This window comes from Pseudomonas sp. PB3P13 (assembly GCF_054897735.1).
The window spans coordinates 1,127,831-1,148,473 of the sequence record NZ_CM142702.1 but is presented as its reverse complement, the minus strand read 5'-3'; the positions used below and the strand labels follow the sequence as shown (position 1 = coordinate 1,148,473).

The following is a 20,643-nucleotide window of genomic DNA, read 5'->3' as shown; positions in this document are numbered from 1 at the left end:
TGCTAAAGGCTGTCTTAGGAGTTTTCGTTGGTCACGTAGGACGTTGCAGATCAGTATCGTCGACATTGCGCTCGTCCTACAAAAATGGCCGCGATTTTTCTACCACTGCTTGTATAGGGTTTAGCATGGCTATCAGTGTTTTCGATCTGTTCAAAGTGGGTATCGGCCCGTCCAGCTCCCACACCGTCGGGCCAATGCGTGCGGCTGCCACCTTCACCCAGGCACTCGTTGACCGGCAATTGCTGAGCCACACACGTCGCGTTGAAATCCGCCTGTATGGCTCGCTGTCGGCCACCGGCATCGGGCACGCCACCGACCGGGCCTGCGTCATGGGCCTGATGGGCGAATGGCCGGACAGCATTGACCCCTCGACGATCGATAGCAGCATCCAGACCTTGCGCGAAACCGGCGAGCTGAACCTGGCGGGCAAAACCACCATCGCGTTCGATTGGCAGCGCGATCTGCTGCTGCTCGATGAGAGTTTGCCCTACCACCCCAACGCCATGTCTCTGACAGCCTTCGGCGAAACCGGTGAGCTATGGGAGCAAACGTACTACTCCATCGGTGGCGGTTTCATCGTCGAAGCGGCCGAAGCCGAATCGGGCATCGCGCCCACCAGCGACGTCGTCCTGCCCTACGATTTCTCCACCGCCGCCCAATTGCTCAAGTTGTGTAAAGAGCACGGCTTGCGGGTATCCGAATTGATGATGGCCAACGAACTGGCCTGGCGCAGCGAGGCCGACATTCGCCAGGGTCTGTTGCATATCTGGTCGGTGATGCGCGAATGCGTCGAACAGGGCCTGCGTCACGAAGGCATCCTGCCGGGTGGTCTGAATGTACCCCGCCGCGCCGCGAAACTGCACCGCAGCCTGCTGGAAATCGGCAAGCCGAATGTGATCACCTCGACCTTGTCGGCGATGGAATGGGTGAACCTGTTCGCCCTTGCCGTGAACGAAGAAAACGCGGCCGGTGGGCGCATGGTGACCGCACCGACCAATGGCGCCGCGGGGATTATTCCCGCGGTGCTGCACTACTACATGAAATTCAATCCGCAAGCGTCGGACGATGACGTTGTGGCGTTCTTTTTAGGCGCTGCCGCCGTCGGCATTCTGTGCAAGAAAAACGCGTCGATCTCTGGCGCGGAAGTCGGTTGCCAGGGTGAAGTCGGCTCGGCGTGCGCCATGGCTGCTGCAGGTCTGGCGGACATTCTCGGGGCGACGCCGGAGCAATTGGAAAACGCTGCCGAAATCGGTCTGGAGCACAATCTCGGTCTGACCTGCGACCCGGTGGGCGGGCTGGTTCAGGTCCCGTGCATCGAGCGCAACGCAATCGCAGCGGTGAAGGCGATCAATGCTACGCAAATGGCTCTGCGCGGTGACGGCAAACACTTCATTTCGCTTGATCGGGTTATCCGCACCATGCGCGATACCGGCGCCGACATGCACGACAAGTACAAGGAAACATCGCGCGGCGGCCTGGCGGTGAACTGGGTGGAGTGCTGAGCGCACCGCTTGGGGACGTTTCCCTGTTCTTGCCCGGAAACGGGCAAAAATCGACAACCCGATGCGTCAAACCCTTTCTGCCATAACGCACCCCTTGGAGCAGCCTGCGGCAGACTCCCGTCGAGCCAGACGCAGGCTTCGCCAGCTGCTCCAAACCCACATAGCCCAGAGTCGGCCATGACATTGTCGGATAATGTTTGCGGCATGCCCCTTGCTAGAACCATGAAGGTAATCGCTGTACGAGCCGATGGTCCGGAGCTGCGAACTAATCCCGATCCCGGCCGTCAACAACTGCACGTTCAATCAGGCGGTGACGCATCATGGACAATCCTTTTCAGCTCATTACCGATGCATTTGCGCCGGATTACCAGATCAACCTGAGCATTCAGGGCCTCGACGGCCGCATCATGCTGACCCTTTCCAACGGCGGCCGTGTCGTCGCCAAGCGGATGATCAGCGCCGAACAGCGCAATGATCCCAAACGCCTGAAGCGACTGGTGCAAAGCATACAGTTCGGCATTGCCATCGAGCAGGGCCACAGCGCCATGACCATCCTCGAAACCATGACCGATGGCGACAGTCGTACGCTGCCGCCGCCACCGACCAAAGAGGTGCAACGACCGGCGATGGGTCTTTAAATCTCGCCCTTTTCAACCTCTGGATGTTCGCTGGAACCCGCACCGACCTTGCGCTGCGGGTGTTCGATCTTCACCGATGGAAATTGCGACGAAGCGTAACGCACCACCAGAATCGCAAACGCCAGCAACAAAATCCCGCCGCACAGATAGATAATTCCCAGGTCCGGCGGGTTGTGGTGCGACACGTTGGAGATGAGCAACCGCGTCAGCGCGGTGATCGCCACGTAGATCAGAAAGCGCACTGGCATGTGATTGGTCTTGAAGTAAATCCCGACCATCGCCCCCAGCTCCAGGTAGATGAACAGCAACAAGATGTCATCAATCTTGATGTGCCCCTCTTCGAGCATCCCCAAAAACTCCATGACCGCCGCATACGCGGTCACTGCGCCAATGGCGAACAGCGCCAGATAATGAAAGGTTTCGACGAAGAGATTGCCCAGGGACTCGGCCAGTTGATGCACGTTTTGCCGCAATTTCTCGGCCCAATTGATTTTCACGGTGATACTTCCTTAGCTCGGCTCGAGCGGATGATGCGCGATGGACGTGACGGTTCTGCATGCAGAAAAAAGGCCATTCACGGCTGCCATATGATGGCGAGGCCCCCTGAAACAAGCGCCGTGGCGTTTGGTCGCACCCTGCGGGCCTTCCGGATCTGGGGAACAACCCTTGCGCGCAGAGAGCCTACACGGACCTGACAAAACCCGAATTACGTCTACATTAAAAAGCCACTACCCAAACCGCAGCGATTCGCTTATCCTTTTCGCTGTATATAAATACAGTATTCGATACAAACAATTTTTGTGAAGGCATGTGAGGTGGTGAATGGCCGTCGAAGTGGTATACCGCAGCAGCCGAGATCTGGAGCGCTTGTTCATGGATAAAGCCGAAGCTGACCGTCATGACAAAATGCTCGAGCTGGCAGAACTACTGGCTGAAGTGCTGCACAAAGCCGTGCCGTCCCTGAGCGAGCAGCAAGTGGAAGAGGCCGGCATCTATATGGCAAAGAATCGCGAGGTGTTCGCCAAGGCGTTCAAGAGCCAGCCGGATGCTTTGTCCGAATTGTTGAGCGCGCCAGCCGAAGTGATCGAGCCGGTTGCAGAAGCCGAGCCTGACGAGGCGGATGTTGCGCCCGTCAAACCAGCCAAGGCTGCCAAAGCTGCGAAATAAGCACGACAGAATTGAACAGGCCCTGAGTCGAATGGCTCAGGGCCTTTTTCATGCCAGATATATGATCAAGATCGCAGCACACATCCCACCGCAGGAGCTGCCGAAGGCTGCGATCTTTTGATCCTGCCAGGGTCAGCGATACAACACCCTCTCCGCCAACTCATCCGCCACCCGCGCCGGGGAGCGCTTTTCGGCTTGTGCATGGGCGAAGACTTCCGTCAGCCGCGAGCTGATTTTCGACAGGTGCGCGGTGATGGTGGTCAGCTCTTCACCGCGGTGCTTGAGCGACACATAGATGAGCCCACCGGCATTGATCACGTAATCCGGGGCGTAGAGGATGCCGCGCCGCTCCAGTTGATCGGCGACGTCCAGATGCGTCAGCTGGTTGTTCGCTGAACCGGCCACCGCCGAGCAGCGCAATTGCGAGACAGTGACACTGTTGAACACACCGCCCAGACCGCACGGCGCGAGAATGTCGCATGGCGTACTGAGCAGTGAATCGTTGGCAATGGGATGGGCGCCCAGTTGTTCCATGGCCAATTGCACTTTGCCGTGATCGATGTCGCTGACCAGCAGTTCGGCGCCGGCTGCGTGCAACTGTTCGGCGAGGGCATAGCCGACATTGCCCAGCCCCTGGATGGCCACGCGCAGACCTTCAAGGTTATCGCTGCCCAGACGGGCCATCGCTGTGGCGCGAATGCCGGTGAAAACGCCCATGGCCGCGTGGGGCGCGGGGTCGCCTGCTGAGGTCGTGCTGGTGACGTGTTGCGTTTGCTGGGCGATGCAATCCATGTCCGCCACGGAAGTGCCGCTGTCGATGGCGGTGATGTAGCGCCCGTCGAGCTGATTGATGCAGCGGCCGAATGCCTCGAACAGCGCTGCACGGCTTTCCACGTGAACCGGCCGGATGACCACGGCAACGCCCCCGCCCTGCGCCAACCCCGCCAGTGCGGCTTTGTAACTCATGCCTTGAGCGAGGCGAATGGCATCCTCGACCGCAGACTCGTCGTCTGGATAGGGAAGATAACGACAGCCACCCAAGGCAGGCCCCAGGCGACTGTTATGAATGGCAATGACCGCCTTCAACCCGCAAGCCGGGTCGACGCTCAGGTGCAGCGATTGAAGGCGAGTGCTTTGCATGAGAGCGAACATCGTAAGGCTCCCGAATCACTTCTTGTAGTCGCCAGTATAGGCTTGCACCCAAAAATTGCAGAAGCGCACCGGAATAAGCGGCGGCGTTCTTCAGGCTTTCAGACATAACCCTGCACGGCACTGGACGAATGCCACAGACGAGGCTAAAAACGAGGCATTCCCCGGAGTTTTCTGATGACGCCGCGCCAGCACTTTTTCGACTGCCTGCAACGATCACCGCCCGCGCTGTTCGAGGCTGCACTGTGGATTGCAGTCGAGCATGACAAGGACGTGAATCCACAGACAGTCATGGCGCATTTCAAGGAACTGCAGCAACGCGTCAGTTACGGCTTGCCCATGTTGCCGGTCAGCGAACTGGCGCAACCCCTGCTGCGACGTCTTAACGATCTGGGTTACGCCCAGGATGATTTCACGCCGCTGCGCCCGCAGGTTGCGTTGCTCGACAAAGTGTTGGAACGTCGTCGCGGTCAGCCATTGGCACTGGGGTTGATTGCGCTGGAGCTGGCCAAGGGGCTGGAGATTCCGCTGTCGGGGGTCAACTTCCCAGGGCACTTTTTGCTGCGGGTGCCCGGGGCCGATCACCTCCTCGACCCGTGCGGCGGCCGCCGGTTATACCCCAACGATTGCCGCGAATTGTTGCAACGCCAATATGGCCCGAACATGAAGCTCAGCGCCGACCATCTGCTCACCGCACTGCCGGTGCAAATGCTCCAGCGCCTTTCACGCAACCTGCGTCAGTTGCACCTTGCCCATGATGATTACATCGGCGCACTGATCGACGCCGAGCGTGTGCTGGAATTGGGTAACGCGAGTGCGGCGGACTATCTGGCGCGGGCCAGCCTGTATCAGCGACTGGATTGTCCGAACGCCGAACGATTTGATCTGGAGCACGCGCTGCTGCTCAGTGATGACCCGATCCAGCGGATTCGACTGACTGAGCGGTTGGGGCATTTGCCGCCCAATTCAATCGTGCACTGAACCCACGATGCTGATCTGCCCCCAAAATGTTCGACGATCTATTGCCACGCTTGCACAGTGCAGCTGAGTCGAAGGACAGTTGGGTCATCCACATTGAATTGTGTGGGAGCGTGGCTTGCCCGCGATGGCATCGACGCGGTCTGGCCGATGCACCGCGGCGTCTGCATCGCGGGCAAGCCCGGCTCCCACAGGGGTTGTGGGTAACCTTCAAGGGGTATCGGGCTGATTGGCGGGGTGAGCCTTGATGATCGCTGGATGCGTTGCCGCCAACGCTGCGACTCGACGTATCTTCGGATAAGCCCGGAGCGAAATAGTGAAGCGCTCCGCCGCGTACAACTGGGGAATCAAATAAACATCCGCCAGGCCTGGTTCGGCACCGAAGCAATAACCTTCATCGCCGATCATTTGCTCAACCGTCGCCAGGCCTTGGCTGACCCAGTTGCCGATCCACTCGACCACCTGCGTTTCGTCATGGCCCCACTGCCGCAGCTTGTTGAGCACGCTGACGTTATGCAGCGGATGCACGTCGCAACCGATCACCGCAGCAACGCCCCGCTCCCGCGCACGAGCCGCCAGGTCTTTGGACAACAGCGGCACCTGTGGATAACGTTCCTCCAGGTACTCGATGATCGCGGGCGACTGGATCAGCAACTCGCCCTCTTCGGTCCGCAAGGCCGGCACCCGACCTTGCGGATTGATCGCCAGATAAGGTGCCTGCCGATGCTCTCCCCCGGTCGGGGCGATCAGGTTGATCGGCAGCGCCTGATAGTCCAGTCCTTTGAGTGCCAACGCAATACGCACCCGATACGACGACGTTGATCGATAATAGGTATAAAGCTGCATGGCCCGATCCCCTTAACGTGCCGGTGTCACGGTGCCGCGGCATTCGCCGAAACCGATGGAGGCAAAACCTTCCCGGCTGCAGCGCGCGCGCAGGATGATTTCGTCACCGTCCTCGAGGAATTTACGCACCTCGCCCGAGGCCAGTTCGATCGGCTTTTTGCCGCCGTCGGTGATTTCCAGCAGGCTGCCGAACTGTCCATTTTCCGGCCCCGACAACGTACCCGAACCGAACAGATCGCCCGCCTGCAGCTGGCAGCCGTTGACACTGTGGTGCGCTACCATTTGCGCCACGGTCCAGTACATGTGTTTTGTATTGCTGGAGGTCAGGCGATGGGCCGGCAGGTGTTGCTCGCGCATGGCTGCGGTGAGCAGCAGCACTTCCAGTTCGATGTCGAATGCGCCAGCGGCCTGGTCGCGCTTGTCGAGCAGGTATGGCAAAGGCTGCGGATCGCCCTCGGGGCGTGCCGGTTGCGCACGACGGAACGGTTCCAGCGCTTCAGCAGTCACGACCCACGGCGAGATGCTGGTGATGAAACTCTTCGACAGGAACGGCCCCAACGGTTGGTATTCCCAGGCTTGAATGTCCCGCGCAGACCAGTCGTTGAGCAGGCAAAAACCGGCGATGTGCTCGGCGGCGTCGCCAATGGCAATCGAATCGCCCATGGCGTTGCCTTGCCCGATCCAGATCCCAAGCTCCAATTCATAGTCCAGGCGTGCACACGGACCGAACGTCGGCTCGGTTTGCCCGGCCGGCAAGGTCTGGCCTTTCGGGCGACGAACGTCAGTGCCGGAGGGGCGAATGGTCGAGGCGCGACCGTGATAACCAATCGGCACGTATTTGTAGTTCGGCAACAGCGGGTTGTCCGGGCGGAACAGTTTACCGACGTTTTGCGCGTGCTCGATGCCGACGTAGAAGTCGGTGTAATCGTTGATTTTCGCCGGCAGATGCATCGCGCAATTCGCCGCCAGGGGCAGCAATTTCGCGCCTTGCGCTTCGATCTTGCCGTGCAGGGAGCTGCCTTCTGCGAACAGTTCGATCAGGCGCTCGCGCAAGGCAACACGCGCTTGACGGCCCAATTCGAAAAAAGCATTCAATTGACCGCCACGGGTCGCTTCGACGGCGGCTTTCGCTGCGCCATCGAACAAGCCAGCGTCCAGCGCCGCTTCCAGATCAAAAATGTGCTCGCCGATAGCCACGCCACTGCGCGGCGCCGAGCCCTGCACGCTGAACACGCCGAGCGGCAGGTTTTGCAGCGGGAAATCCAGGTGACCATTGGCAGAGGCAACCCAGCTACGAGCGATGGAATTTTGAGTCATGGGTTATCTCCGGGTTGGGTCGAATGTGGCGGGCAATGTTGCCCAGCAAGCGTCGTAGCTGGTTTGCAGTTGTGGGCAGTCCAGCGCAAAACGGCTCGGGCGCAGCACCTGGCTGGTCTCGAACATGAACGCCATGGTGTTGTCGATTTTTGCTGGCGCCAGCTCGGCATTGATGGCGCGGGTGCACGTCTCGCCATCGGGCCCGTGAGCACTCATGCAGCTGTGCAACGAAGCACCGCCGGGCAGGAAGCCTTCGGCCTTGGCGTCGTACTCGCCTTTGATCAGGCCCATGAACTCGTTCATCAGGTTGCGGTGGAACCAGGGTGGACGGAAAGTTTTCTCGGCCACCATCCAGCGCGGCGGGAAGATCACAAAGTCAAGATTGGCCAGACCATGGACGCTGGTCGGCGAAGTCAGGACCGTGAAAATGGACGGATCGGGATGATCGAAACTCACGCTGCCAATCGTGTTGAATCGGCGCAGGTCATATTTGTAGGGCACGTTGTTGCCGTGCCAGGCCACCACGTTCAGTGGCGAATGATCGAGCTCGCATGCCCACAACTCACCGAGAAACTTTTGCACCAGCGTGGTGGGTTGCTTGAGGTTTTCGTAGTGCGCGACCGGGGCCAGAAAATCCCGTGGATTGGCCAGGCCGTTGCTGCCGATCGGCCCCAGATCCGGCAGACGCAGCGGTGCGCCATGGTTTTCCGCGAGATAGCCGCGAGCCTGTGCATCGAGCAGTTCGATGCGAAATTTCAGACCACGCGGGAGGACGGCAATCTCCAGCGGCTCAATCTCCAGCACGCCCAATTCGGTGACGATACGCAGTCGACCCAGTTGCGGCACCAACAGCCACTCACCATCAGCATTGAAAAACACGCGCTCCATCGAGCGATTGGCGCGGTAACTGTAGATGCTGATCCCCGCCGGTTTTTCCGCGCTGGAGTTGGCGACCATGCCCACGAGACCATCGATGAAATCGGTGGGCTCGGCGGGAATCTCCAGCGGGTTCCAGCGCAGACGATTGGGGGTCACTTCACCTGACGGTCCGCCGGCCAGTTGGCGATCAAGTTTGACGAATGCCGGATGGTTGGCTGACGGCTGAATACGGTACAACCACGTGCGTCGCGCTTCGCTGCGGGACATGGTGAACGCCGTGCCGGAGAACAATTCGGTGTACAGGCCGTAGGGTGCTTTTTGCGGCGAATTTTGACCGACCGGCAGTGCACCGGGCAGCGCTTCACTGCTGAATTCGTTGCCGAAGCCGGACTGATAAGTCAGCGGCGCCGCCGTGGTATCGAGGTTCATGGAGCCTCCACTAAGAGAATAGGCAGTGGCCAGTCGCTCGATCAAAAAGGTCTGGCACGCCGGGTTATTTTTATCGTAATCCAATTACGCTTAACGTAATTTGATTGGTATTGACCGTCAAGCTATAAAGACGCCCACCCAGATTGGATCAGACCGCCTTCATGGAAACGCCGCGCAACAATGACAAGCAGAAAGTCCGCTCGGCCGAGGTCGGCACTGACATCCTCAAAGCGCTGGCCGAGTTGTCGCCCTCGACGTCGCTGTCGCGGCTCGCCGAGCACGTGCAGATGCCGGCAAGCAAGGTCCACCGCTATCTGCAGGCCTTGATTGCCAGCGGCTTCGCCGAGCAGAACACGGCCACCAATCATTACGGTCTGGGACGTGAAGCGCTGCGCGTCGGTCTGGCCGCGCTTAATAGTATGGATGTGCTGAAAGTCGCCGCCCTGCCCTTGGCGGAACTGCGCGATGAATTGAACGAAACCTGTTTTTTAGCGGTGTGGGGCAATCAGGGCGCAACGGTGGTGCATATCGAACCGGCCGTGCGTGCCGTGACGGTGGTCACGCAGTTAGGCTCGGTATTGCCGCTGCTGAGTTCGTCCACAGGGCTGGTGTTCGGTGCGTACCTGCCCAGGCGCGAAACCGTGGACCTGCGCGAACAGGAGCTGCGCGCCAGCGCCGTTCATGCGCTGGCTGACGATCAGGACTATGCGCAGTTGAGTCAGCAAATTCGCGAGCGCGGCCTGCATCATGTGCACGGCTTGTTGATGCCCGGGGTCGATGCACTCTCGGCGCCAGTGTTCAATGCAACCGGCCACGTCGCCGCGGTCATGACGATCGTGGGTCCGGCGTCGCTGTTTCACGCCGACGAAAACGGCCCGGCGGCGCAGCGGTTGCTGGCGGCGACACGGGCCGTGAGTTGGCGCATGGGCTACGAGGAACGTTGCGGGTCAAATCAGGAAACCGGGAATAATATCGATCACTAGATTGCTGATATCGCGTGCTGTCAGATCCAGGTGAACCTTGTCTTCCTCGGCGCTGTAGCCAACCGTGTAAATGCCGATCTGGTCGCCGTAGTAATAAGGAATTTCATTATCACGAAAATGCGCGTAGATATCCTCGGCGAGCGTTTGCGATTGAATGACCTTGCGCTTTCCTTTCTCTTCTACAAAACCGGTCACGAACACTTCATCAATATTTACCGTCGGCACTCGAAGTTTAAGTGCTGCGTGAACATCTTCCAGACTGACTGGCTTGATGGAACGATGACTGAGCGCCACAGAATCAACATTGCGCAACTCCAGAATGATGCGCGTCACGATCTTTTCGAACGCAAGCATGTCGAAACCGTCTATCCGGTCTTTTGAAGCGAAAGAGTAACGCCGACGGAAGACTTCGTGACTGAACTGAGGATAATTGGGAAGTTCGTCATTTATTACGTATTTCAGCGCTTCATCAAACAGCGTTTCTGAAGCGACCACCTTGCCGGTGATGACGTCGACCGTGTTCAAGTAAGTAATGAAAGGCCCCACTCGATGGGCTTGCAGGCACTCGATCAAAAGTACCTTGACCGCGAAGTCCGTACGAATACTCTTCACCAATGCGATATTGTTACGGGTAAAAAAACTAATGTTCATACATAACGTCCTGTCAGATTTCCGGGCACGAACATCGTGTTCGGCCTGTCGGTTTATAAATTATTTGAAAGCACTAAAAATATGGAATTCGATTCAAGAGCACCCACCAACTCGGTCAACATCTCTTTAGCGGGGCGGCACAGAACATACATTACGCAACGGGTAATACAACACCGATAACATGTATTAATTCATGAACACCGGGCAACTAGCTAACCAGTCCCATCGCCTTCGACCTGGCAACGGCCTGAGTTCGGCGCTGCACGCCCAACTTGCTGTAAATGCGGCGGACATGGGTTTTCACCGTATGCAACGAGATAAACAGCTGCTCGGCAATTTGCTGGTTGGAATTGCCCAGAGCAATCAAACTCAGCACTTCCAGTTCCCGGATGCTTAACACGGTCGCATCGTTCGGCATACTGGCCTGCGCCTCGCCTTGCAAACGGCTGAGCAGGCCCGGCGTGCGCAACTGCAGTTCGCGTAACGCCTGTTGCGTATCGCAGCGTCTCGCCAGCTCCAGCCCCGCCTCCAGTGCCGAGCGGGCCAGCGCGGGCTCGCCGGTCCGGTCAGCCACTTCGCAAATCGCCAGGTGCAGCTCGGTTTCGAGTGCCAGCATGCCCTGGCGCTGGGCGTGGTCAAGCAGCTGGTGCAAACGCTCCAGCGGCTTTTGCGCCTGATGCAGTGCGGTTTGTGCCAGCACCAACTGATATTCGATGCGCGCAATGAGGTCCAGTGTGGCTGGCGGCGCTTGTCGTGCGTGAGGCCCACGGTAATGACGCAATACGCGGGTCAACGCTTCGAGGGCCAATTCCGGGCGGCCTTGCTGCAGCCAGATATGACTGCTCAATTGCAGCAATGCTCCGCGATAGACCGTGTCGGGAATCTGCCGCTGCTGCATCAACCGTTCCGCCTCCCGCAAGCGGTCGAACGCCTGAGCGTAATCGCACTGATTGGCCGCCAGTTGCGCCAGCCCGAGAAAACCATACAACGAGCGCTTGTCCTCACTTGGCAGGCAGTCCTCCAGCCCTGACTGGAAAAACACGCGGGCCAATTCGTCCCGTCCCTGGCATAGCGCCAGCCGCCCACGCCTGAGCGCAACCCGACCGATCAGGGGCCTTGGCCGATCAGCCTCACGACAGAGCCTTTCATCGACGTCGGCCAGCAGCCGCTCGGCACGGCGAGGCGCCCCCCGTTGCTCCAGCAATTGCGCGTGATCGAGTTCCAGCAACCCTTCGAACAACATCGAGCCGTGGGCACGCGCCAGGCACAACGCTTCACGGTTTATCGTCTGCGCAGCGTCGAGCTCGCCATTGAGCAGCGCTTGCTGCGTCAAACCCGACAGGCACAGCAGCCGCGCGGACCAGGCGTCGCCTGCCAGTTCCTGAAGTGCCTCGATGAAATGCTGGCGCGCAGGCTGCATCCGCCCCTGCAAGTGCAAGAGCCACCCCTGTTGCGCCTGCCAGCGTGCCAGCAGTTGCCGTTGCAGGATTTCACTGGGCTGCGGGGCAAAACGTGCCATTTGTTCGATGCAGGCAGCGGCCTGATCGAACCGCCCGGCAAACAGCAGTGCAGCCGTAATGAGGCCCACCCGTTGCGGCGTGCCGAGGGTCAATTGATCGCCCAGACGCTCATGCAGGCGCAGCAGTGACGTAACGTTCTGACGCGTGAACAAATGTTCGAAACTGAAATGTTGCAACAGGCTGACCGCGGCCTCGAATTCCTGCGCCAACAAAGCCTGCTCGAATGCGCCCTGCCAGTCTTCCCTGGAGCTGAACCACTGGCACGCACGGCGGTGCCAGGAGCGCCCGGCCGGGAGCTGCTCATCGCGCATCGCCAACGCCACTGGCACGAAAATCCGCAGCCAGTCGGCGGAATCTTCCCACGGCTCGATGAAACAGCCCATGTCCTGCAACGTGTGCAACCACTGCGCTCCCTCACCGGTGCCGAACAAATGCTCGCACAGGCTGGCATTGAATCTTGGCAATTGAGCCAGCACTTGCCATACCTCAACCAGCTCGGCAGGCAATGGGTTCAACAGTTCATGCTGCAGGTAATCGAGCAGCGTCGCTGAACGCCCCTGGTCGCAGGCTTTGTGGCAACCTTCCAGCAAGGCAATACGCACTCCGGCGCACCAGCCGCCCGTGCGCTCGAACAGTTTTTTGCTGCGCGGCATGCCGGGGGAAGGCTCGCTTCGGCAGGTCATCTGCTCGATCTCGGCCATGGTCAATGCCAGCGCGCGCCCTTCGCACTCGTACAGTTCGTCATCAAGCAACAGCCTCGGCCAGTTGCAGCATGGACGTCGACGCGAACTTAACCACCAGGTGAGCGCCGGGCTGGCGATGGCTAACAGACGATCCAGCAAGCGGTCGAGTTCAGGGTTGGGGACGCGGCACAGGTCATCGAGAAACAGCCAGGTCGGCGTTTGCATCCGACTGAGGCAGTCGACCAATGCGACCTCGTCGCACGCCTCCAGACCCAGCGCATGTGCCAGTCGCTGCTGAAATTCGCGCGGGTCCATTGGCGCGCCCATCATTGGCAGCCAACACACCCGGTGGTGCGCCGGCGCCTGCAGCAGGCATTCCGTGAGGAGCGCACTCTTGCCGCTGCCGGCCGGCGCGCATAACAGCTTTACCCGTGCTGTCGAGGTCAGCAGCGGTTCAATCAATCGCCTGCGAGACAAATGATGGGGCGACAAGCGCGGCAGAAATCCCGGAAGCTCTGGTCTCGGAGTCATGGCGGTCATAGGAAGGCGCCTTTTTATATTTGTGCTGTCACCCTAGCCCTCTCTCCGCTTCTTGTTGAGAAGTATTCAAAACGCTGATTGGCCCCTATAAAAAAGGTGACCGCAAAGTCACCTTTTTCTGTAATGCCTGTAGGAATCTTATCTCACACCTGAACTCCGCAATGCTGCCGGCGTGTAGTCTCCCGCTTTGGCGTCGATTCCGAATTCAAAGCTGCGCTTTTCCTCGTTTTTCATGCCCAGCGCGATGTAGCGACCGGCGATCAGGTCATACAGCGCTTCCACTGTGTAGGCCGGCACCTGATGATCGTAATAGAACTGCGCGTGACCTTCGGCAACCCGCCAGAGTTGGCCGCGACCGTCATAGTGATCGGCCAGTGCCACTTGCCAGCTGTCTTCGTCGATGTACATGTGGCGCTTGGCGTAAACGTGGCGCTCGTTGGGCTTGACCGTGGCCACCACTTCCCAGACCCGGTGCAGTTCGTAACGGGTCAGGTCCTGATTGATATGCCCGGCCTTGATCACGTCGGTGTACTTGAGGCTGGGTGAATCGAGCTTGTAGCTGTTGTACGGGATGTACATTTCTTTCTTGCCGACCAGTTTCCAGTCATAGCGGTCCGGGGCGCCGGAAAACATGTCGAAGTTGTCGGTGGTGCGCAAGCCGTCCGACGAAGTACCGACGCCGTCATACGCCACTTGCGGCGCACGTCGCACGCGTCGCTGACCGGCGTTGTAAATCCACGCCTTGCGCGGTTCCTTGACCTGATCAAGCGTCTCGTGAACCAGCAGCACGTTACCCGCGAGCCGCGCCGGCGCTGTCACTTCCTGTTTGAAATAGCTGAGCACGTTTTCGTCGCTGCCCGGTTTCAAGTCACCCAGCAGTGAAGGCACCGCCACTTCGTCCTTGAAGCGGATAACGGTGAAATCCCCATTGGACTGCGGCGTGGCCTGGGTGATGGTGCGACGCAGGTTGCCGCCGTGGTAACGGGTGACGTGGTTCCAGATCACCTCTACGCCGTTTTTCGGTATCGGAAACGCGTAATAGCGATTGCCGGTGAAATTGGCCAGTCCGTTGCCGTCATTGATAGGCGTGACGTTCAGGGCACTGCGCTTGGCCGACTCGTAGATATCCGCGGGCACGGCCACGGTGCGATGCGTCGGGTAAACCGGGATTTTGTAGGTTTCCGGATAGCGTTTGAACATCGCTATCTGCCCGTCGGAGAGTTTGTCCTTGTACTTGTCCACCGTGGCTGCGGTAATCGTGAACAACGGTTTTTCATTGGCGAACGGGTCGGCCAGAAACCCTTTGCTGTCCACCGCTCCCGCGTTCTTGCCGATGCCTCCGGTCCAGGCCGGAATCGAGCCGTCGGCATTGCCGGCCTTTTCGGCGCCCAGTGGCGTGAGGCTGGTGCCAAGTTTGTTGGCTTCTTCCGGCGATACCGCGGCCATCACGTTGGCAGCCAACAGGCTCAGGGCCAGAACGCCGCATTGCAGAATCATCTTGCGCATTGAAATCATCCTTCTCAGCCAGATCAGAAGTTCACGCCGAAGCTCAGCGCCAGGAAGTCGCGATCTTCCAGGGTGTTGTAGTCACCGCCGAAGAAATCGGTGTAACTCAAGCTCGCGGTGTAGGTGTTGCGATAGTCGGCATCGACGCCAACGCTGATCGCTTTCGCGCCTTCGTTGAACAGGCCGTTGGGGCCATAACCCGAGACGTCATGGGACCACGACAGGTTGGGTTTGAAGTTGATCCCGGCAATCACGTTGTTGTAATCGAGGATGGCGCGAGCGCGGTAGCCCCAGGACGTCGACGTGACAAAACCGTCGGTGTCACCGCCAAAACCGTACTGGCCGTAGATCGAGTCGCGGCCGTAACGCAGCTTGCTTTTGTTCTCCAGTCCGCCGACATGAACCACCGCCGCCTCGCCCACCAGGGTCAGCCGGTCGGCACCTGCCACTTGATCGATGAAGTGGGTGAGGGTGCTCTGGATCTGCGTCACTTCCTTGCGCCGATAACCTTTGTTGTCCGCGCCGGGTGCGGTGGCAATGGGTGACGCTGCGCCGCCGGCGATGGGATTGAGCAGGGCCAGGGTCAGATCATTGGTGTTGATCTGCACCGGCAAGTTGGGGCGATAGCTGATCTCGCCGGTCCACGCCGTACCGGTGGGCAATGTGGTGGAGAAGCTTGCGCCGTACAGGCGAATGTCTTCCGGGTACTCAAGGAAATACTGACCACGGCCGAGCATCACGCTTTGCGCCAAAGAGCCACCGCTGCCGGGCGCAATGGCATTGGCCGCAGCGATGATGCCGGGGATGCGCGCCAGCGTGCCCAGCCCGGCCGTCGTGGTGCCGACGTTGGGTGTGCGGCTGTGGTAATTCATGAAGTACAGGCCGTACTCGGTGTCATCGCCGAGCCAGCGCAACGCTGTGCCCCACTGCCCGGAATCGCGGGCGTCGCGGTCGCCGCCACGGGGCACGATCACGCCCTCACGACCGACCTGAAAGCCCTGGCCGAACGCCGCAGCGATTGGTTGCAACGGCGCAATCGCCGGGCTGGCAACGGTGTAGCCGGTGGTGCAACCGTCTGCTGCCACATCCCCGCCGAAAAAGGTGCCGCAGTTGTCGAGAACGGTCTGGTCCCACTCCAGTTGATAGAAACCTTCCACGGTGAGCTTGTCGGTCAGGCCTTGGGAGGCGAACAACATGTTCACTGGAATCAGGCCTTCCTTGATCTCCGCACCGGGGCGTCGAAACGCGGAAACGTCCACCGGGTTGATGCTGTTGATGGAGTTGCCGATAAAAGTACTTTCGCCCCAGCTGACCACCTGTTTGCCGGCGCGAACGGTGCCGGGCAGATTGCCGATTGAATAGTTGTGATAGACGAACGCATCGAGGATCTGCGCGCCCGAAGACTTGGAACCTTCCTTGCGGTTGTGATCGCTGATGGGTTTGAATTCGCGGTCCTCGTCCTTCAGTTCAAAGTCGTACCAGTACTTGCCCCGGACGAACACGCCGGTGTCGCCGTACTTCAACTCGAGGTCATGAATGCCCTTGAAGATCTTCGAGAAGGTATCGCCTTTCTTGAAGTTCAGACGCCCGTCATCACCGGTCGATGCCTGGCCTGTCCCACCGTTGGGAATGCCCACCAACGCCCTGTCGGCATCGCGCATGCCCCAACTCGCCCCCACGGACAGCGAGGAGTCGAACGTCCCTTCGATTTCCCCGATATTGAATGAAACCGCCTGGGCCTGGGCGCAGCAACCCATGGCCACCGCAGCGGCGAGCGCGTGCGGTTTGAAGATGGCGCGCATTGTTGTTTTTGTCATGCGTCTTCCCCGGTGAGTGACAGAAGGCCACACCCTACTGCCGCACACCGAGACCGATAAGCGCACGAAGGAGGTATTTACCGTGTACCTCGAAAGGATGAATGGCCATGCGGTGCGGGGATTTGCGCAGGGTATGGGCGGGCTGGATGGCGGGTTATCAATGGGATGCATGAGGCAGGGCCACCACTGTCCCTCTAGCAGCTGGCGCAGCCTGCGTCCGGCTGCGTCCGGCTGCGTCCGGCGGCGCAGCAGCCGTCAACCAACCGATGATATGGAATGGGTACAACAAATCGGCGACTGCTGCGCAGCCGGACGCAGGCTGCTGCAGGGGAGAGGAGTACTCAAGCGCGTGGACTGTTGCCAAGACTGCAACAGTGCATGTCTGAAACCGCTATTTCTCCTTGGCGGACAGAGGCTTATTCTTGGCGGGCTTTCACGGCAATGGCCGTATAAACATCAGGCGGTGGGGTGTGTTCATTCCGTTCCATCAGCAAAGCATTCCGAGGCGTTGATCACTCAACCCCTTGCCCCGTGTTCACTGACGTTGATTTGTTGCTCCTTGATCCAACGTCTTACTTTGGCCGCTGCGTTTGCAGCGGCCTTTTTTATGGGCGGTGGTTTTGCAATGTCTGCCCTTATGCCCCTTAGCTAGAATACTTCTGCAAATTCCCCATCATTTCCTTCAACGCTTCAATATTATCCTTCGGATGCGCTGCCCCTTCGAAGTCACAAATTTGCGCCCAATGTGCCGCGACATCTTCCGGCGAGAAACCCACCCGTGGATCAAATCCGGCACCAAGGCTACGCTCCCAGCGAACCTTGCCCATCCAGCCACCGCCGACTTCAAACAGCCCGGAGGTTTCCTGACAATTTTCGCTGGCCAGATACACCACCAGCGGGCTCACAAGTTCCGGTTTGAGCTGTTCGAACACTTGCGGCGGGATCAGGCCTTCGGTCATGCGTGTGCCGCCGGTGGGCGCGATGGCATTGACGAAAATGTTGTGTTTGCGACCTTCGATGGCGAGGGTGCGGGTCAAGCCGTAAAGGCCGAGCTTGGCCATGCCGTAGTTGGACTGGCCGAAGTTGCCGTAGATGCCCGAGGTGGAGGCGGTGAAGATCACGCGCCCATAGTTTTGCTCGCGCAGATGCGGCCACGCGGCGCGGGTGACTTTGTAAGCGCCTTCAACATGCACGCGGTAAACCAGATCCCAGTCGGCGTCGTCCATTTTGTGGAAGGTCTTGTCCCGCAGGATCCCGGCGTTGTTGACGATCACGTCGACACGGCCGAAGACATCGAGCGCATTCTGCACGATCTTGTCGCCGTCGGTGACCGAGTCATGGTTGGCCTCGGCAATGCCGCCGGCCTGACGAATTTCCGCTACGACGCGGTCAGCGGCCGATGCGTTGGCGCCCTCGCCCTGCGCTGAACCGCCGAGGTCGTTGACCAGCACTTTGGCGCCCTGCGCGGCGAACAGCAACGCATGCGCGCGTCCGAGGCCGCCGCCGGCCCCGGTGATGATCACGACTTTATCTTCGAAGCGCACAGATTCATTCATGGGGACTCCAGCTGGCCAAGGGGACATTGCGCCCGAGTGTCAGGCACGGCGCTGCGGGTCACAATGAACACGGGGGAGGCTGAATGGTGTTCGATAAGGCTGGGGGATGATGCGGGTCTGGATCGGGGTGACTGGGGCTGCGGTCTTTCAGAATCGCCTCAGGAAACAGCCATCTTGAGCGGCAGCGAAATCAGCCGGCTGCGAAACGCCAGATAATGCTGCAGCACCTGCGCGGGTGCTTCGGTTTGCGGGTAATGGCCGATGCCCGGCAACAGCACGGTATCCGGGTCGGGAATCAGTTCCCGATAGCGTTTGACCATGTGTGCCCCGGAGATCGGATCGACCTCACCATCAATGACTCGCAACGGCACTTCGCCACGCTGCATCGCCGTCACCCAGCGATCCCGCTGAACTCGCCGCTCAGGGATGTAAGCGATCAATTTGTGGAAAATTCGCCGCCCGTGGTTGCTGTTGATCAGGCTCCAGAAATCGTCCATCTCGCTTTCCGAGGGCCGACTGTGCGGACCAAATATCTGCCGGAAACTCTTCACCAGTGCTTCACGCGAGAACGCTCGTCCGATCATCCAGCCTAGTGGGCTGAGCAACAATTTTTGCATGAGCACCGGATGATGGGTTTCCGGAAACAGGCCTCCGTTGAGAAACACGCAACTGGCGAGTTCGATGCGCGCCTCGTAGTGTCGGGCCAGCAGTTCCTGAGCCACGCTGTCGCCATAGTCGTGGGCCAGAACGTGCACAGGCGCATCGACATGCAGATGTTCGAGCAATGCCTGTTGCAAATCCGCCTGTTCGAGCAGGCTGTATTCATGATTCACCGGTTTGGCTGAATCGCCGAAGCCGAGCATGTCGCAGGCGATCACCCGGTAGCGCTGAGCCAGTGGCTGCCAGAGAAAATGCCAGTCCCAACTGGCGGTCGGGAAGCCGTGAATCAGCAGCAGGGGCTCGCCCTGCCCCGCCGACCAGTAACGTATGGCATGGCCGCGGAACAGGAACGTCTGGCTGCGCTTGCGCCAGACGCACAGCGGGATCCCGGCGAGTGGCATCAGAATTTATATCCCGGGTCCAGTTGATCGAGTTTGCGCAGCAACGCCGGCCAGGCCAGCGCCCCCCCCATGCCTTGAGCACTTTTGGTGACGCCGGCGATCATCGCCTTGGCGCCCGCCAGAATCTGCGGTTCGATGGCAATCAATTCTGCCCCGCCATTCTGCGCCAGCACCTGAATGTCGCACGCGCGCTGGAAGGTGAACATCATCAGGAAGGTGTCGGCGACGGTACTGCCACAGGTCAGCAGGCCGTGGTTATGCAACATCAGGAAGTTGTTCTCACCAAGGTCGGCCTGCAGCCGCGCTTTCTCTTCGTGATTCAGCGCGACGCCTTCGTAGGCGTGATAGGCCAGGCTGGACAGGACGAACAACGACTGCTGGCTAATCGGCAAGATGCCCTGTTTTTGCGCCGACACTGCAACACCCGCCGCCGTGTGCGTGTGCAGTACGCAAACCACATCGTGACGCACTTCGTGCACGGCACTGTGGATGGTGTATCCCGCCGGATTGATTTCGTACGGGCTGTCCATCAGTTTGTTGCCAGCCTGATCGACCTTGACCAGACTCGACGCGGTGATTTCGTGGAACATCAAGCCGAACGGGTTGATCAGGAAATCTTCGGTGCCCGGCACTTTGGCAGAAATGTGCGTGAAGATCAGATCATCCCAGCCATGCAGGGCGACCAGGCGGTAACAGGCCGCCAGATCGACGCGGGTCTGCCATTCGGCAGCGCTGACCTGATGTTGCACACTCGGTGGTGACTGGAAGGGGGCTACGCTCACGGCAAGAAACTCCTGATCTTGTTTTTATACTCACGTGAAGCAGTCTAGTCAGCCCTTGTTATTCGGGTAGTTGCATTCGCAGCCAGCTTGATGGCCTACCGAGTCAGGGCGCAGGAGCGCCCGGATTTACGGCGTTGGGAAGCGGCAGATCATTGGCTCAGCGCATCAATCCATTCCGCCAGCCAGGGTTCTGCATCCGTTTGCGGGGTGACACTTTCGCTGGCGTCCAGTCGCAGCATCGGCAGCACTTCGCGCAGGCCCAATTCGGCAAACAGTTCACGCAGCTGCTCGCCACCGCCGCAGAACGTATCGCCATAACTGGCATCGCCCAGACCGATCACGGCACCCGGCAACCCACGCCACGCCGCCGGCAACTGATCGCGGATGGCGAAATACAGAGGCTGCAGATTGTTAGGCAATTCGCCCATGCCGGTGGTCGACGTCACGGCGAGAAACGCTTGCGGGCCGAACGCCAAGAGGTCTGCAAGGCTTGCGCGCGGGTTGTAGAAGGTTTCGAACCCGGCAGCTTTCAGAAGGCTGGCAGCATGACGGGCGACTTCTTCGGCGGTGCCGTATACCGAGCCGCAAAGGATGGCAACTTTCATCAATCGGGTCCTGAAGCTGATAAAAGAGAGGGAT

General features: G+C 59.4%; 17 protein-coding genes and 1 pseudogene. 5 read left to right on the top strand and 13 right to left on the bottom strand.

Features of this window, described 5'->3' with window-relative positions; genetic code table 11:
• The first annotated feature begins 125 nt into the window (after positions 1 to 125).
• Entirely contained in the window at positions 126 to 1,502 is a 1,377-nt protein-coding gene (locus ACYZT1_RS05130) for an L-serine ammonia-lyase (protein ID WP_462017963.1), read from the top strand.
• Between the two features lie 320 nt (positions 1,503 to 1,822).
• Entirely contained in the window at positions 1,823 to 2,140 is a 318-nt protein-coding gene (locus ACYZT1_RS05125; RefSeq protein ID WP_462017962.1) for a DUF3509 domain-containing protein, read from the top strand.
• On the opposite strand, the gene ACYZT1_RS05120 is transcribed toward ACYZT1_RS05125, so the two are convergent.
• On the bottom strand, positions 2,137 to 2,637 hold the full coding sequence (locus ACYZT1_RS05120; RefSeq protein WP_462017961.1) for a phosphate-starvation-inducible protein PsiE: 501 nt from the start codon (positions 2,635 to 2,637) through the stop codon (positions 2,137 to 2,139). The two genes, ACYZT1_RS05125 and ACYZT1_RS05120, sit on opposite strands and share 4 nt — an antisense overlap.
• A 325-nt stretch (positions 2,638 to 2,962) precedes the next feature.
• Here ACYZT1_RS05120 and ACYZT1_RS05115 point away from each other — a divergent pair.
• A pseudogene (locus ACYZT1_RS05115) lies at positions 2,963 to 3,217 on the top strand (YebG family protein); the annotation flags it as partial.
• A 222-nt stretch (positions 3,218 to 3,439) separates the two neighbouring features.
• On the opposite strand, the gene ACYZT1_RS05110 reads toward ACYZT1_RS05115, so the two are convergent.
• The gene (locus tag ACYZT1_RS05110) at positions 3,440 to 4,459 is read right to left on the bottom strand and encodes a Leu/Phe/Val dehydrogenase (RefSeq protein WP_462017960.1); all 1,020 of its coding nucleotides are present in this window, start codon (positions 4,457 to 4,459) and stop codon (positions 3,440 to 3,442) included.
• Positions 4,460 to 4,633: 174 nt separating this feature from the next.
• Here ACYZT1_RS05110 and ACYZT1_RS05105 point away from each other — a divergent pair, with 174 nt between their 5' ends.
• On the top strand, positions 4,634 to 5,437 hold the full coding sequence (locus ACYZT1_RS05105; RefSeq protein WP_462017959.1) for a SirB1 family protein: 804 nt from the start codon (positions 4,634 to 4,636) through the stop codon (positions 5,435 to 5,437).
• 207 nt (positions 5,438 to 5,644) lie between these two features.
• Here ACYZT1_RS05105 and maiA read toward each other — a convergent pair whose 3' ends face one another.
• From maiA to hmgA, 3 genes are read right to left on the bottom strand one after another with little or no spacing between them, the layout of a single operon-like run.
• On the bottom strand, positions 5,645 to 6,280 hold the full coding sequence (gene maiA, locus ACYZT1_RS05100; RefSeq protein WP_462017958.1) for a maleylacetoacetate isomerase: 636 nt from the start codon (positions 6,278 to 6,280) through the stop codon (positions 5,645 to 5,647).
• Positions 6,281 to 6,292: 12 nt separating this feature from the next.
• Complete coding sequence (fahA, locus tag ACYZT1_RS05095; RefSeq protein ID WP_462017957.1) at positions 6,293 to 7,597, bottom strand: fumarylacetoacetase; 1,305 nt, start codon at positions 7,595 to 7,597, stop codon at positions 6,293 to 6,295.
• A 3-nt stretch (positions 7,598 to 7,600) separates the two neighbouring features.
• A complete protein-coding gene (gene hmgA, locus ACYZT1_RS05090; protein WP_462017956.1) occupies positions 7,601 to 8,905 on the bottom strand; it encodes a homogentisate 1,2-dioxygenase in 1,305 nt (434 codons plus the stop codon).
• A 161-nt stretch (positions 8,906 to 9,066) separates the two neighbouring features.
• On the opposite strand from hmgA, the gene ACYZT1_RS05085 reads away from it, so the two are divergent.
• Positions 9,067 to 9,888 (top strand): IclR family transcriptional regulator, encoded by an 822-nt coding sequence (locus ACYZT1_RS05085; protein WP_462019192.1) that lies wholly within the window; start codon positions 9,067 to 9,069, stop codon positions 9,886 to 9,888.
• Here ACYZT1_RS05085 and ACYZT1_RS05080 read toward each other — a convergent pair.
• The 8 genes from ACYZT1_RS05080 to ACYZT1_RS05045 form a co-directional block, all read right to left on the bottom strand.
• A complete protein-coding gene (locus ACYZT1_RS05080; protein WP_462017955.1) occupies positions 9,853 to 10,539 on the bottom strand; it encodes a hypothetical protein in 687 nt (228 codons plus the stop codon). The two genes, ACYZT1_RS05085 and ACYZT1_RS05080, sit on opposite strands and share 36 nt — an antisense overlap.
• Before the next feature lie 208 nt (positions 10,540 to 10,747).
• On the bottom strand, positions 10,748 to 13,282 hold the full coding sequence (locus tag ACYZT1_RS05075; RefSeq protein ID WP_462017954.1) for a helix-turn-helix transcriptional regulator: 2,535 nt from the start codon (positions 13,280 to 13,282) through the stop codon (positions 10,748 to 10,750).
• Positions 13,283 to 13,420: 138 nt separating this feature from the next.
• Complete coding sequence (locus tag ACYZT1_RS05070) at positions 13,421 to 14,788, bottom strand: DUF1329 domain-containing protein (protein ID WP_462017953.1); 1,368 nt, start codon at positions 14,786 to 14,788, stop codon at positions 13,421 to 13,423.
• Positions 14,789 to 14,811: 23 nt separating this feature from the next.
• Positions 14,812 to 16,605: a DUF1302 domain-containing protein gene (locus ACYZT1_RS05065; protein WP_462017952.1), complete on the bottom strand. Its 1,794-nt coding sequence runs from the start codon at positions 16,603 to 16,605 to the stop codon at positions 14,812 to 14,814.
• A 644-nt stretch (positions 16,606 to 17,249) separates the two neighbouring features.
• Positions 17,250 to 18,161 carry an SDR family oxidoreductase gene (locus ACYZT1_RS05060; protein WP_462017951.1) on the bottom strand — a complete coding sequence of 304 codons (912 nt, stop codon included), beginning with the start codon at positions 18,159 to 18,161 and terminating at the stop codon, positions 17,250 to 17,252.
• Between the two features lie 158 nt (positions 18,162 to 18,319).
• Positions 18,320 to 19,222: an alpha/beta fold hydrolase gene (locus ACYZT1_RS05055; protein ID WP_462017950.1), complete on the bottom strand. Its 903-nt coding sequence runs from the start codon at positions 19,220 to 19,222 to the stop codon at positions 18,320 to 18,322.
• Positions 19,222 to 20,004, bottom strand: a complete 783-nt coding sequence (locus ACYZT1_RS05050; RefSeq protein ID WP_462017949.1) for a class II aldolase/adducin family protein — start codon at positions 20,002 to 20,004, stop codon at positions 19,222 to 19,224. The genes ACYZT1_RS05055 and ACYZT1_RS05050 overlap by 1 nt, the downstream gene beginning before the upstream one ends.
• 149 nt (positions 20,005 to 20,153) lie before the next feature.
• Positions 20,154 to 20,609 carry a flavodoxin gene (locus ACYZT1_RS05045; RefSeq protein ID WP_462017948.1) on the bottom strand — a complete coding sequence of 152 codons (456 nt, stop codon included), beginning with the start codon at positions 20,607 to 20,609 and terminating at the stop codon, positions 20,154 to 20,156.
• Positions 20,610 to 20,643: the final 34 nt, after the last annotated feature.